This is a genomic window from Kocuria rosea subsp. polaris (genome assembly GCF_001483755.1).
In the GTDB taxonomy this organism is placed as follows: domain Bacteria; phylum Actinomycetota; class Actinomycetes; order Actinomycetales; family Micrococcaceae; genus Kocuria; species Kocuria cellulosilytica.
The window spans coordinates 186,454-200,222 of the sequence record NZ_LQBK01000033.1; the positions used below are offsets into that span (position 1 = coordinate 186,454).

9 protein-coding genes are annotated in these 13,769 nt (G+C 60.1%); 8 read left to right on the plus strand and 1 reads right to left on the minus strand.

The genetic code is table 11. The features are described 5' to 3' along the window. The first annotated feature begins 322 nt into the window (after positions 1-322). From AVL61_RS13055 to AVL61_RS13085, 8 genes are all read left to right on the plus strand, one after another. Positions 323-1,840: a DUF262 domain-containing protein gene (locus AVL61_RS13055; RefSeq protein ID WP_082697148.1), complete on the plus strand. Its 1,518-nt coding sequence runs from the start codon at positions 323-325 to the stop codon at positions 1,838-1,840. Then, complete coding sequence (locus AVL61_RS13060) at positions 1,837-3,951, plus strand: GmrSD restriction endonuclease domain-containing protein (protein WP_058874749.1); 2,115 nt, start codon at positions 1,837-1,839, stop codon at positions 3,949-3,951. The genes AVL61_RS13055 and AVL61_RS13060 overlap by 4 nt, the downstream gene beginning before the upstream one ends. 88 nt (positions 3,952-4,039) lie before the next feature. Beyond that, positions 4,040-4,498: a hypothetical protein gene (locus AVL61_RS13065; RefSeq protein WP_058874750.1), complete on the plus strand. Its 459-nt coding sequence runs from the start codon at positions 4,040-4,042 to the stop codon at positions 4,496-4,498. Between the two features lie 16 nt (positions 4,499-4,514). Then, positions 4,515-5,084 carry a hypothetical protein gene (locus AVL61_RS13070; protein WP_058874751.1) on the plus strand — a complete coding sequence of 190 codons (570 nt, stop codon included), beginning with the start codon at positions 4,515-4,517 and terminating at the stop codon, positions 5,082-5,084. A 779-nt stretch (positions 5,085-5,863) separates the two neighbouring features. Then, the gene (locus tag AVL61_RS13075) at positions 5,864-6,109 is read left to right on the plus strand and encodes a hypothetical protein (protein WP_058874752.1); all 246 of its coding nucleotides are present in this window, start codon (positions 5,864-5,866) and stop codon (positions 6,107-6,109) included. Between the two features lie 769 nt (positions 6,110-6,878). Then, positions 6,879-8,837, plus strand: coding sequence for a type I restriction-modification system subunit M (locus AVL61_RS13080; RefSeq protein WP_058874753.1), 1,959 nt, complete (start codon positions 6,879-6,881; stop codon positions 8,835-8,837). Continuing rightward, positions 8,834-10,195: a restriction endonuclease subunit S gene (locus AVL61_RS17975; RefSeq protein WP_157571426.1), complete on the plus strand. Its 1,362-nt coding sequence runs from the start codon at positions 8,834-8,836 to the stop codon at positions 10,193-10,195. Before AVL61_RS13080 ends, AVL61_RS17975 begins: the two co-directional genes overlap by 4 nt. Next, positions 10,182-13,295 carry a type I restriction endonuclease subunit R gene (locus AVL61_RS13085; protein WP_058874754.1) on the plus strand — a complete coding sequence of 1,038 codons (3,114 nt, stop codon included), beginning with the start codon at positions 10,182-10,184 and terminating at the stop codon, positions 13,293-13,295. Before AVL61_RS17975 ends, AVL61_RS13085 begins: the two co-directional genes overlap by 14 nt. 51 nt (positions 13,296-13,346) lie before the next feature. On the opposite strand, the gene AVL61_RS17980 is transcribed toward AVL61_RS13085, so the two are convergent. Next, complete coding sequence (locus AVL61_RS17980) at positions 13,347-13,652, minus strand: hypothetical protein (RefSeq protein ID WP_157571427.1); 306 nt, start codon at positions 13,650-13,652, stop codon at positions 13,347-13,349. Positions 13,653-13,769 lie beyond the last annotated feature (117 nt).

The following is a 13,769-nucleotide window of genomic DNA, read 5'->3' on the forward strand; positions in this document are numbered from 1 at the left end:
GGCCCAGAGGTCTACGGTGTAGATGTCGCGCGACGACCACGCGCCCCGGGATCCGTCCCATACCGGGACGCGCCGACCGGCAGCGGTCACTCCTCGTCGGACCAGATAATCTCCCCGTCGCGCTCCACGAAGCGCAGTTCGAGCCGGACACCGCTGCGGGGCAAAGATCATCTATGATCACATCCCCTGGTGACCCTTTAGCGCCATCATCCCTATCGAGCACAAGTCCATGATGAACTTTGCCGTGGCCCTCACCGCGTGAGGCCGCTGCTGCCGCCTATCGATGCACTGTTTCCGCCCGCTGCTGTGAAAGCATGGCCAAATGGGTACAAGTGGAGTCTCATCGATCGACGCGCTGACAGCCACTCGGCAACTCGCGGCCGAAGTCAGGTCCGTGAAAGACGTTCTCAGCAAGATGAGGCTCAATATCCCCCCATACCAGCGCCCATATACCTGGACCGTTAAGAACGTGGCCCAGCTCGTCAGCGACATCTGTCGTTTCCGCACAGCCGGTCACTACCGGATCGGGACATTCATTCTCAATCCCTCGGCCCCGGAAAGCCCAGACGATGCATCGAGCCTCGTTGCGGATCCACCTCTGGACATCGTGGACGGCCAACAGCGCTACCTGAGCTTCGCGCTAATCATCCACGCGCTGAACACCCGCTCGGAGGAAATCGACGCGAATCTCGTAAAGGAGCTGCGCCACGGTATCGAGCACATCATCATCCCCGTGCGCAGGGACGGACGTAGCGAACAGAATCTCCGTGAAAACTATTCATACCTACAGCAGCTCATCTCCCGGTGGAGCGCGGATGAGTTGAGGCTGTTCACCGAGTTCTTCCTCAGGGCGTGTTCGGTCGTGGTCCTCGTGGTACGCGATCTGGACTCGGCCTTCCAAATGTTCGACTCTCAAAACACCCGTGGTCGTGCGCTTTTTCCCACCGACCTCCTCAAGGCGTACCACTTACGAGAACTCAGCCGGACCGATCCCTCCCGCGACTCCATGCTGGCCACCGTTCGTGGCTGGGAAGCCGTCCCACCCGAGGAGATCAATCACGTCATTGCCGGGGTCCTATTCCCCATCAAGCAGTGGTCAGCCAATCGCTCGATGCCCCGCAAGGGTTTCACTTCCGATCATGTCGACCTGTTCAAAGGCGTCAGAGAGGGAAGCGCAGGCAACGGCCGATTCCGGTGGGCTCACCTAGTGTTGCTGGCCAAGGCAACCACCGACCGTTTCCAACAAGAGAACAGGACCCTTTTGCGCCATGGTGTTGTGGAAGAGCTGGAGTTCCCCTTCCAGATCACCCACCCCATCATTGACGGTGAGATCTTTTTCCGGATGGTGCACCACTACGTCCGCGAGGCACGACGAGCCGGCGTTCAGTGGTCACAGGAGGAGCCATCCCCGGAGTCCAGGGCGCTACGCGACTCACGACTCGACCAGATACTAGGGATCCTCGACATCCAGCCGACAGGCACCGGCTACCGTTACGTACGCGAACTGTTCGACTGTCTCCTGATTGCCTACCTCGACCGGTTCGGTTGGCATGAGGTACGACCGGCGGCTTTCGTCCTCGCCCAGCACGCCTACCTCCTTCGCGTGCATCTGCGACGTGTGCAGGTCAGCTCGGTGAACCTGCATGCCCGCTTCGGCCATGATCGGGTGCCGGGAGCGGACGAAAACCTATTCGCTGAAATGGCGCTGGCGCAGAACCCCGACGTCATCCTGTCGCGGCCTTCACCGCGGCTCACAGAGTCTGCCGAAGTGCCCGCCACTCTGAACGGCCTGTACCCGTCCGTGAGCGGTCAGTCGGCTGGCGAGGAGTCGGAGTCGTGATAGTTACCGAGAACGCAGATCAGCTCCGCCCGCTTCGGGTACGAGACATCTTCGCGGGTCATCCCTACCGGGTTCCTCTGTACCAGCGCGCCTACGCTTGGACGGCAGCCGAGATTCACACGCTTCTGGCCGATATTCGCGACGCTCGACGCAACAGCCTGGCACGTGACACTGCCGGCGAGAGACGCGACTACTACATCGGCTCGTTGGTGGTGAACACCATGCGATCCGACGATGGCGTAGTCCACGAGGTCGTCGACGGGCAGCAGCGGCTGACTACGTTATTCATCATCCTCGCCGTGGCGCCGGGAATCGTTTGGAAAGACCGGACAGACCGGTCGGGCACGCTCCTGGGCAGACTCACCTTCGAAGGCCGCACTGGGGCCCGGGACGACCTGCAGCGATTGGCCCGCGACGGCGCTGGGGCCATCGACCGGCTGTCGACTGACGGCATCCGGCACGCCGCCGAACTCGTGGCGACGGCCGCCAGCCGGGGGAACGCCCGCTCCAGCGAACAGACCGCTTCCACGCCCGAGGCAGGATTCTCCGCGGAGGATCTCGAGTACCTGCTCGATCACGTGAAGATCTTGCCCACCGAACTCCCTCAGGGCACGGATTTGAACCACTACTTCGAGGTGATGAACACCCGAGGTGAGCAGCTCGAAAAGCACGAAATCCTGAAGTCCCGCTTGATCTCAGAGCTTCACGACGCCACGGAACGAGCGATCTTCTCCCAGGTGTGGGACGCCTGCGCCGTGCTTGACCGGCACATACAAACTCAGTTCTCCACGAAAGCCTTGTCCGGATCCTTGGAGAGGAATCGGATTTTCGGAGACGAGTGGGACCGGTTCCTCCCCCAGAGCGGGAGCCAGCTCTTCGCCACGCTCCGGGAAAGTCGCCAGCAGGTCCGGTCGGACGGGGCCGTGGAAGGCAATCCCGCCCACTGGGGCGAGCCTGAACGGGTCGCCCTCTCCGACGTGCTCACGAAACGTGCTAACGCAGCGGACCGGAGCACCGATGACGACGCGGAGAACGAGCCGAGCGCCTACGGTGCCATCATCGATTTTCCGAACCTGCTGCTCCATGTATTGAAGTTCCACCAGGGAGAGACGTTCTCCTGGGCGGACGACGAGGACGGGGCTACCGGTCGGGTACGCCTCGAGGACAAATACCTCCTGGCAGAATTCGAGCGCGCGAAACCCATCGACGAATCGTGGGTGCGAGAGTTCGCTCTGCTGTTGCTGAAGACCCGCTACCTGATGGATACGTACGTCATCCGCACCCAAACAACCGCTGCCGGGGACCACGAGGAGAATTGGGTCCTCCACCGGGCGTTCAAGTACTCGTCAGCGAAGACGAAACAGCAGCTCAGCACCCGGTCCACTTTTAGCGTGGACGATGACCAGTCGGATGACGAGATCGGTCAGAGCTCGATCCAGCGCCGGGTGCTCATGCTGCAGGCGATGTTCCAGGTCACGGACACCCGGCGAGCATCCAAGCACTTCCTCTTTCAGATTCTTGCGTGGTTACATCAGCACGACAAGCCCTCAGGCATTGATGGCGAGGCGTTCGCACGGCACCTGGAGTCCTCAGCGCGTGATCGTCTGCGAGCCCTGGGCCTCACAAAAAACCTACACCAGGGCACGCAGGTCCCGAACTTCCTGTTCAACGTGCTCGACTACGAGCTGTGGCGGCTGGTGTCGATCACCGGCCCAGGCGAGGCGGAAAGACTGCTCCACGCAAAGCCTGCTTCTGCATTGCGAAAGGCGGCTCCTCAGTTCCGCTTCCGCTACCGAACGTCCGTGGAGCACTTCTACCCGGCGATGCCGGCCGCGGAACAAGGGCATCTGCCACTCCCGACCGCGCTCAGCAACCATTTCGGGAATCTATGCATCATGTCCCGTTCGGAAAACTCGCGCCGCAACAACCTCATGCCCAAAGCCAAGGCAGAGGAGTTCGCTTCCACGGGACAGAGTCTGAAGTTCCAGCTCATGGCTGAGCTGGCGCTCAGGGAACCGGAGTGGAACCACAACCAAATTCACGCCCATGGAGACGCGATGGTGAGAGTGCTTAGAAGCGCAATCGAGTCTCGGCCGGGTGGTCACACATGAGACAGTGACCACAACCATCGGCATCGGCTGTCTGCAACTTGCAGAGAGACCGCTGCGGTGGATACCTGCATGAACGGAGTACCCAACGATGGCCACACCTGCCCAGCCACACCCCCTTCTGGCCAGCAAGGGGTTGCTCGTGCCACTTTTGCTGATCGTTCTCCTGATCTTGCTGTATGTGGCCGGCGTGCCCTGGGTGGTCGTGGCCCTGGACGGGTTCTGGGAAGGGGTTGATCGCTTGGCCGAACACCCGCGCATCCTGTCCTTCCTCACCGCGCTGTCCTCGGCCGTCGCGGCCTTCTTCGTCTACCGCTTCTACCGGTTGTCTCTCTGGAATAAGCGTGTGTCGTCCGCACTTGAGGCGGTCACGGCCCCATCGGTGGCCAGGCAGGAACTGGGCTGGCGTTCGTTGAGTCACCTCGCCACGGCCGAGGGCCTGCCGAAGGATGAGCGGGCATGGCTGACGGCCGTGCTCGACGATCTCCACGGGCAGGGAGACCGCCAGCTTCCGACGTCTCCGGCCTGTGAACGCTGCGGGAGGGGATGACTCGATGAAGGCCCGGATGGATCCTCCCGTCGTTGAGCTGCCTTGGTGGCTGGAGTACCTCAATGCCCTGGCGTGGGCGGGGACCTCGCTCGCGCTGTTGGTGGCCGCCTACTTCTTCTGGCGCACTCACATGTTGAGGAGGCGTGCCGAAAGGCGGTCCGGGCAGTGGGAGTCACTGGCCACAGCGATCGACCAAACCCTCGATGCCCGGGAATGCCACCAGTTGCAGATCAAGATGCTCATCCTCGTGCACCTGGTCAGGCAGCACGAGTTCCGGTTCGGCGATGCCCAGTTGCTCGCCGACGTCAATGCCGTTCTGGCCCGGCGCATTATTGCGGGGGATCTGTGCTCCGACGATTCTTCGAGCCCTGAGGTCGTCGCTGGTTCTACGGCTTTCGAGGGGGGAGGCGCGCGATCGGATTCCGGTGTTCAGGAGAAACGGTGCGGACGCCAGGGCATGGATCCGCTCGGGGTCATTCGAGTCGAGGCGCTCCAACGGGAGGTGCCGTACAGCTCTCAGGAGGAACGCATGCTGCTCGAGCTGTCCAACGGGCTCCAGCACATCCTCAGCCGCGAACGAAGCTGAATCGCTGAGGGTCCTCATGCTTGTGTCATGCGTTAGTGCAGCGCCACCGGAACAACCGGGCCGGTGTGGTCGTATAGCACTTTGCTTCCCTGGCCGGTGGTGAGGTCCCAGACTCGTACCGTGCAGTCGTTCGCCGCCTGTTACCACCCAGCTCCCTTTCGGGGTGTCCGCGACCATCCTGACACCCTCGGATTGGTCCTTTCAGTTGAGATTAGAGGAGCGCGTCGAGGCGCGCGTCGGCACCTGAGGCGACGAGCATGGGATGTACAGGACGGTGCTCCCAATACCCGGGAATGCGGCAGCTGCTCCCAATTACCACCGCATCACCGTGGCGCGCGCCTCACTGATACGGTTTGGAGACTTACGCCCACCTCGTCTCGGGGGCAGAGGACCGTAGCGGCTGCCAGGGCTACCGGTCACACTAGTTCCTTGGATACCGAGGCCGCCAAGCAGGAGCGAGTGCAAATGGTGCTGGCACGCGCCCGCGAGATATGGCCGAATGACAGGGCGGATAAGTGGATGCACGGTTCCAACGACGTCCTGGACGGCGCTCGACCCATCGACCTGGTCCGGCGCGGCCGAACCGACGCGGTGCTGGCGGCGTTAGAGGTGGCACGTGCCTGACACGGAAACTGCGGGCTGCGCGGTAATGAGTTCCAAGTACGTGCGGGTGGTTGAGGCTGAGCGGAATTGGTGGCGTCGCGTCGAGTCCGAGTACACATATGTCAACGCCACGCAGACGGAGGCCGAACTCATCCGCGCGGGTCGCCTCCTCGGCCATGACCACGGTGGCACCTACCGCCGTCCCCGCCTTCCAGTTCGATGCCGGCACCGGTTGGGTGCTGCCGGTGGTCACCGCCCTGCTGGACGCGATTCGGGGGTACCAGGTGGCGGCGGACGAGGTGATCATGTGGTTGTGCACCCCGTCGGCCTATTTCGAGGATCAGGACGAGCCCGTGAATCATCTGCATGACCGCGAGGGCGTGCTCGCCGCAGCCACTATCCGATTCGGGGCCCAACGGTGAGCACCGAGCAGCCCTCCGGCGACGACCGAGAACAACAACAGGACCCGGGCGAGGCCCGCGTGCAACAGCTCGTCGCGAGGACACTCGAGCGATACGAACGGCTGTTACGACGCCTGGCCAACGAGTAGACCGGATACCACCATCAAGGCCGGCACATCGCCGCCAATGCTGCCAGTTAATTGGCCTAAGTAAGGACGCCGCCCGTCGGAGAGACCTCCGACAGCTCAATCCCACCCACCTCAACCGAGACGAGTACGGCGCGGATTCCCTCGACGTCCCCGCCTCGACCAGACGTCGCCACCGGGCGAGACTCTGCACATGTAGTCACCCCTGCATCCCGGCCACCAGTCGGTCCAGGTTCACCAGGACCCGCGGAGTCCACGACGCCAGGTCAGTCGCGTCCAGTGAATCGGCCAGACACTGGTGTCGTGCCAGTGTGCGCCACACCGTGACATTCATCCTTCGCACGCCATTACGTTATGCCACTCGTCATTCCGAAGAAGGGGCTTACGGAGTACTACCTAGGCATAAAGACGAAACTCGCCCATAGGAGGCTGCAACGGCTTGTCCCGCGGTGAGGGCACAGCTTGCTCCTTGCATTCTCTGCGAGTAGAACACTCAACCAGCAACCTTCCTCCTGGTTCTGCGCCGCTCTTTGTGATCAGCATGTCGAAAGCTTGGTGTAGCGGCTACAGGTATCGTGCAACAAAGAGACCCCGTGGATGTTGCTCTCGTCGCGGCACGCCCCCAACAGCAAGAAGGACACCGATTGGTCAACTACGCATCGTTCATCTGGAGCATCGCCGACCTGCTGCGAGGCAACTTCAAGGCTCATCAGTACGGCGACTTCATCCTTCCCTTCACCGTCCTGCGGCGCCTGGACAGCGTGCTGGCCGACACCAAGCCAGCCGTGCTCGAGGTCGTGTCTGACGCTCAGCAGAAAGGACTGCCCGTACGCCCGGTGCTGCTACGACAGAAGACGGGGCACCAGTACTCGTTCTTCAACACCAGCCGCTTCGACCTGGAGTCACTCATGGGCGATCCGGAGAACGTTGGAGCGAACCTCACCGCCTACATCAACGCCTTCTCCCCCAATGTGCGCGACATCTTCGAGAAGTACAAAATCCAGGACCGCATTGAAGAGCTCGAGCAAGCCAACCTGCTGTTCCTGGTACTGCAGCGTTTCGCTGAGGTAGACCTGCACCCCAATCAAGTGTCTAACGAGAAGATGGGGCACATCTTCGAAGAGCTCATCCGCAAGTTCGCCGAAGCCTCCAACGAAACCGCTGGTGAGCATTTCACTCCGCGCGAGGTCATTGAGCTCATGGTGGATGTACTTTTCGCCGGGGACACCACCGAACTCCGGGACCAGCACATCGTGCGTTCCGTCTATGACCCAACAGCCGGTACAGGCGGCATGCTCTCCGTCGCCGAGGATCATTTGCGCGAGATGAATCCAAGAGCACAGCTGACCCTGGCGGGGCAAGAAGTCAATCCGCAGTCCTACGCCATTTGCAAGGCCGACATGGTGATCAAGGGCCAGTCCGTGGACGCCATCGTTCTAGGCGACACGCTCACCGGCGATGGACACCCTGGACTGACCTTTAACTACTGCCTCTCCAATCCCCCGTTCGGTGTGGATTGGAAAAAACAGGAGAAGGAGGTGCGCGAGGAGCACGAACTCCGAGGATACGCTGGGCGCTTCGGCCCTGGACTGCCCCGGGTCTCAGACGGCTCCATGCTTTTCCTGTTGCACCTAATCTCCAAGATGCGCCCCCATAAGGAGGACTCAACCGGTGGCCGTGGAGCCATCGTCCTCAACGGCTCCCCGCTGTTCACAGGCGGGGCCGGATCCGGGGAGTCAAACATCCGCAAGTGGATCCTGGAACGGGACTACCTCGAAGCGATCATCGCCCTGCCGAACGACATGTTCTACAACACCGGTATCGCCACGTACGTCTGGGTCCTCTCCAAGCAGAAAGCCCCGGAGCGGGCTGGCAAGGTGCAGCTGATCGACGGGTCGAAATTTTTTGGAAAGATGCGCAAGGGACTGGGTTCCAAACGGAACGAACTCAACCCTGAGGACATCGCCCGCATCGTAAGGCTTTACGGGTCCTTCGAGGAAAACGAGCACTCCAAGATTTTCAACATCACTGACTTTTTGTACCGCACTATCACGGTCGAGCGACCATTGAAGCTCAACTTCATTGCCACAGAAGAACGTGTCACCGCCGCCCTGTCGTTGAAACCATTGCAACAGTTGGACGAAAATAAGGTCCGCCAGCTGCGTGAAGCCTTAGAAACACTCGATAAGGAGGTAGTGACTAACCGCGATCGATTTAACGGAATGGTCCGTAAGGCGCTTGCGGCTGTCGGCTTGTTATTGAGTCCCACCCAGTTCAAAACACTGATTGTCGGGCTGTCGGAACGCGACGACACTGCAGATCCCTGCACCACCACTAAGGGGAGAGTCGAACCGGATCCTGAGCTACGCGATACCGAAAATGTGCCCTGGGACGAAGACATACACGAGTACTTTAATCGGGAGGTCACACCATTCGTACCCGACGCATGGATCGACGAGGCTAAGACAAAGGAAGGCTGCGAGATGCCCTTCACGCGCTACTTCTACCAATACGTACCGCCCCGTCCCCTAGAGGAAATCGATGGTGATCTTGACGCGGTTCTAGGTCGCATCCGCGCCCGTTTAGATGAGGTCAAGGCATGAGCGAAACCCATCCGTACCCTCAGTACGTACCCACTGGGGTGAACTGGCTCGACGAAATTCCGGCCAGCTGGGTCATCAGCCCCCTTAAACGACAGCTCACCAGAAATAACGGTGGAGTTTGGGGTGAGGATCCTTCCGGTGTCAACGACACCTATGTTCTGCGTTCTACTGATCAGACAGTTGACGGACATTGGAAGGTGTCGGAACCTGCAATTCGATCCTTGTCGCCGGTTGAAAAATCTCGATTCCACTTATTAGCAGACGACCTTGTAGTGACTAAATCCAGTGGAAGCGCTGATCACATTGGGAAAACTTCTCTGGTTACACCGGAAATCGAAGAAATGGGTGCGGCATATTCGAATTTCATGCAAAGACTTCGAGTGACCAGTCAATGCCACCCAAAATTCTTTTGGTACGTCATGCGATCAAGGGAAGTGCGACAGCAGATTAACCTACAATCCACCACAACGACGGGCTTAGCCAATCTTACAGGCACTGTCCTCGGGAATTTATCCGTTGCTATTCCACCCCCAAGCGATCAAGAGGGAATCGTCGTTTTCCTTGATAGAGAAGTAGCGAAAATTGATAATTTTATTGCTGACCAAGAGGAACTCATTGATCTAATTAACGAGCGGCGAGCGGCCAGTATCCTGACGACTGTAACCACAGGCACCTACCATGACGTTCCGATGGCTCACAGTGGATATCAGCTACTGGGAAAAATACCTGCGCATTGGACAGTGACCCGAATGAAGGCGGCGGTACGAAAAAAGAAACAAATTGTAGGGAATCGCTGGAGCGACCACCTACTTCTTTCCCTCACGCTCAACGGCGTCATTCCTCGAGATCTCGAAAACATTGTCGGCAAGATGCCATCTGATTTTACAACTTATCAGGCTGTTAATCGTGACGACATCATCTTCTGTCTATTCGATGTCGAAGAGACTCCACGCACTGTGGGCAGAGCTCCTGAACCGGGCATGGTGACTGGCGCTTACACAGTCACTGAAGTTCGAGATGGATTTTTGCCCGAGTTTGTGGCGTACCACTATTTGGCATTTGATCAATACAAGTCATACAAGGGATATTACGCCGGACTTAGGAATACGATCCGATACTCAGATTTCAGCAATATTCCTTTCCTGCGGCCCCCTAAAGCTGAACAACAAGCCATTGTCGAACGCCTCAATCATGAGACCAAAGAAGTGAACGCTGCTATTTCGGATGCTCAGAAATCCATTGCATTGTCAAAGGAGCGGCGCGCTGCGCTGATCTCGGCAGCAGTGACGGGCAAGATAGACGTCAGGAACTGGCAGAAATCAACAGAAAAGGTGCTCGAGTCGCATGGCGTTGCATAACGAGGTGGAGTTCGAGTCAGAACTGTGCGAGCACCTGGCTTCCCACGGTTGGCTCTACTCCCCCACGGACACCGGTTATGACGTGGAACGAGCACTGTTCCCAGGGGACATCATGGCGTGGCTGGAGGAGACCGCCCCGGAGGAGCTAGCTAAGGTAGTTAAGCCTGACGATTCTCCGGCGCTGCAGTCGAAGGCTCGAGTGCGGATCCTGGATCGGATAGTGAAAGTCGCAGCCACCGATCCTTACAACGCTGGCGGGACCTTGAATCTGCTGAAGAAGGGCTTCTCCGTCACGGGAGCGGCGCCGTTCCGGATGTTGCAGCCTCAGCCGGCCGACGGTCTGAACCCGGTCACCGTGGAACGGTACGGGCGGAACCGGGTGCGGGTGATGCGCCAGGTCCATTACTCCTTAGGCAGCAGGAAGTCGTTGGATCTGGTGTTTTTCGTCAACGGGATTCCGGTGGCCACCGCGGAGCTGAAGACGGATCTTACCCAATCCATCGAGAACGCCCTGGCACAGTACCGACACGACCGCTCCCCTGCCGGTGAGCCCCTGCTGACCTTCGGGCGGGGAGCCCTGGTGCATTTCGTGGTCTCTAATGAGGAGGTCCACATGACTACCAAGCTGGAGGGCGCGGCCACCCGCTTTTTGCCCTTCAACTCTGGCCACAACAATGGCGCCGGCAACGCACCCGTGGATGGATCCAGCCCCACCTCTTACTTCTGGAAAGAAGTGTTGGATCGCAATGCGTGGTTGACGATCCTGTCGAAGTTCGTGCACTACCGCTTCGAGGAACGCATGGATGCGATCACCGATAAGAAGTCCTGGGCGGCAGCGGCGCGCTTTCCGCGCTATCACCAGTGGCGGGTGGTCACGAAGCTAGCGGAGACGGCCCGGGTGGAAGGACCGGGGCACAACTACCTGATCCAGCACTCCGCCGGGTCCGGCAAGACTGACTCGATCGCCTGGACCGCCCACCGGATGTCCTCCCTGCACCGGGAGGACGGGTCCAAGGTCTTCGACGGGGTGATCGTCATCAGCGATCGCACCGTGCTAGACGGACAGCTGCAGAAGGCCGTGGAGCAGTTAGAGACTGTCAAAGGCGTGTTCGCCCCTATCACCTCCGGCTCGGAGGGCTCGAAGTCCAAGCAGCTGGCCGATGCTTTGATTGCAGGTAAGAGAATCATCGGGGTCACCCTACAGACCTTCCCCCACGCTCTCACCGTGATTCAGGAGAACCAGGGGCTGAAGGGCAAGACGTACGCGATCGTCGCCGACGAGGCCCACTCCTCCCAGGCCGGCGACGCCGCCAAGTCCCTGAAGAAAGTCCTCACTGCCGACGCGCTGGAGGACGGCGAAGATATCAGCGCGGAGGACGTGCTGACCGCCGAGATGGCCACCCGCGCCGGGGCGTCGAAGACCCTGTCGTTCTTTGCGTTCACCGCTACCCCGAAGGCCAAGACCATTGAGCTGTTCGGCCGGGACGACGAGTACGGGGTGAAGCAGGTCTTCGACCTGTACTCGATGAAGCAGGCCATCCAGGAGGGCTTCATCCTGGACGTGCTGAAGAACTACACCACTTACCAAATGGCCGCCCGCATCGCCAACGCCCGCACCCACCCTGGGGAGCTCGAGGTGGACCGGGACAAGGGGGCCAAGCAGATGCTGCAGTGGGTGAAGCTGCACCCCTACAACATCGAGCAGAAGGTCGCGGTGATCGTGGAGCACTTCCGCGACAACGTCGCCCACCACCTGGCCGGCCGAGCCAAGGCCATGGTCGTCACCGGCTCCCGCAAGGAAGCCGTGCGCTACAAGCTGGCCATCGACCGCTACCTGGACGAGAAGGACTACACCCCCCAACTGGCTGCCTTGGTCGCCTTCTCCGGGGAAGTCGAGGACCGGGAGTCGGGACCGGACTCGTTCACCGAGATCACCATGAACCCTGGTCTGAAGGGACGGGGCCTGACAACCGCGTTCGGCACGGACGAGTTCCAGATCATGCTGGTGGCCAACAAGTTCCAGACCGGCTTCGACCAGCCCCTGCTGGTGGGCATGTACGTGGACAAGAAGCTCTCCGGCATCGCCGCCGTCCAGACACTGTCGCGGCTCAACCGGGTGATCCCGGGCAAGGAGCAGACCTACGTCCTGGACTTCGTCAACGACCCCCAGCTCATTCTCAATGCCTTCCAGGACTACTACGAGGACGCCGAGCTTCAAGGCGAGTCCGACCCCGACATCGTCCACGACATGATCGCTAAGCTCGACGCCGTCGGTATCTACGACGACAACTACATCGATGCGGTGGCCACCCGTTGGGTCACCCAGCACCTGCGGCATAAGGGTGCCAAGGCCGCCCACAACGAGCTCTACTCCTACCTCAAACCCGGCGCGGATGTCTTCCACGACCGCATGCGCCAAGCCCGCCTGAAGACCGACGAGCTGGAGGTTGCCACCCTTGAAGAGTTTCGCTCCACTGTCGGAGCCTTCACCAAGGCCTATGACTTCTTCTCCCAGATCATCGACTACGGCGACACGAGGGTGGAAAAGCTGGCCATCTACCTCAAGCTGCTTGCCCGGCTGCTGGCTGACCCCGACACTGACTCCACCGCCCTGGATCTGTCAGATGTGGTCCTGACTCACTACAAGCTCAAAAAACAGCAAGCCGCCGATTTGACCCTCCAAGATGGCCAGGGCGAAGGCCTCAAGCCCATGACTGAGGCCGGCTCCGGGCAGGTTCGGGAGAGAGAGAAGGGCACCTTCGAGCAGCTCATTGAGCACATCAACAAGCTTTTCGAAGGCACCGGCATCACCGACGCCGACCAGCTCAACGCCGTCCAGTCCGTCTTCCGCCACGCCGAAGAAAGCGAGCAGCTCCAGCACGAAGCCATGGCCAATGGTCCTGTCGACTTCGCTACCTCCCCGTCACTACGGGAAGAGATCGAGGGCATCATCTACACGGCCGGCGAAGGCCACCAGAAGGCTACCAATGTGCTACTGGAACTGTCCGACGACGGACGCCTCCTCGACATCCTCCTCAAGGGCGGGCTACATCAGCGACTGCGTGACCGTGCGCTAGAGACGACGGACGTAGAGGTGTAATCCACACGACAGCGCGGGGGTAGCGCACGTATGTTGGCGCATTGCCATCCGTCAGGGCTTAGCCTCGGGAGGAGCTTGGTCGTCTGTGTTCAATTGGTCGAAGGCGTAGACACTCGGGCCATCTGCTTTCACGCCCGGCAGGGACTCGATGAAAGGCACCGGGTCCAACCCGACCATGAGAGCCCCTGCTGGACCGCTAGCGATCGTTTTGAGTTCTTCTTCCAGGACCCCGGTGTCGCACGCATGCGCTCTGGCGATGGCTCTGGCTCGAGCAGCCCTTTGAAGCGCGTAGCCGTCCTTGACTACGACGAACGTGGTCACCTGGACTGCGATGAGGCTTTTCTTTTGCTTGCTCACGGAGTTGATCCTAAGTGCTTCCCACCTTGGCCCTGGCTGGCGTTCGACCGGCGGCTCATTGAACGCACCGCTCGATCGGTTCCATGCGCTTGCCGGAATCTGTCCGTTCGTACACGG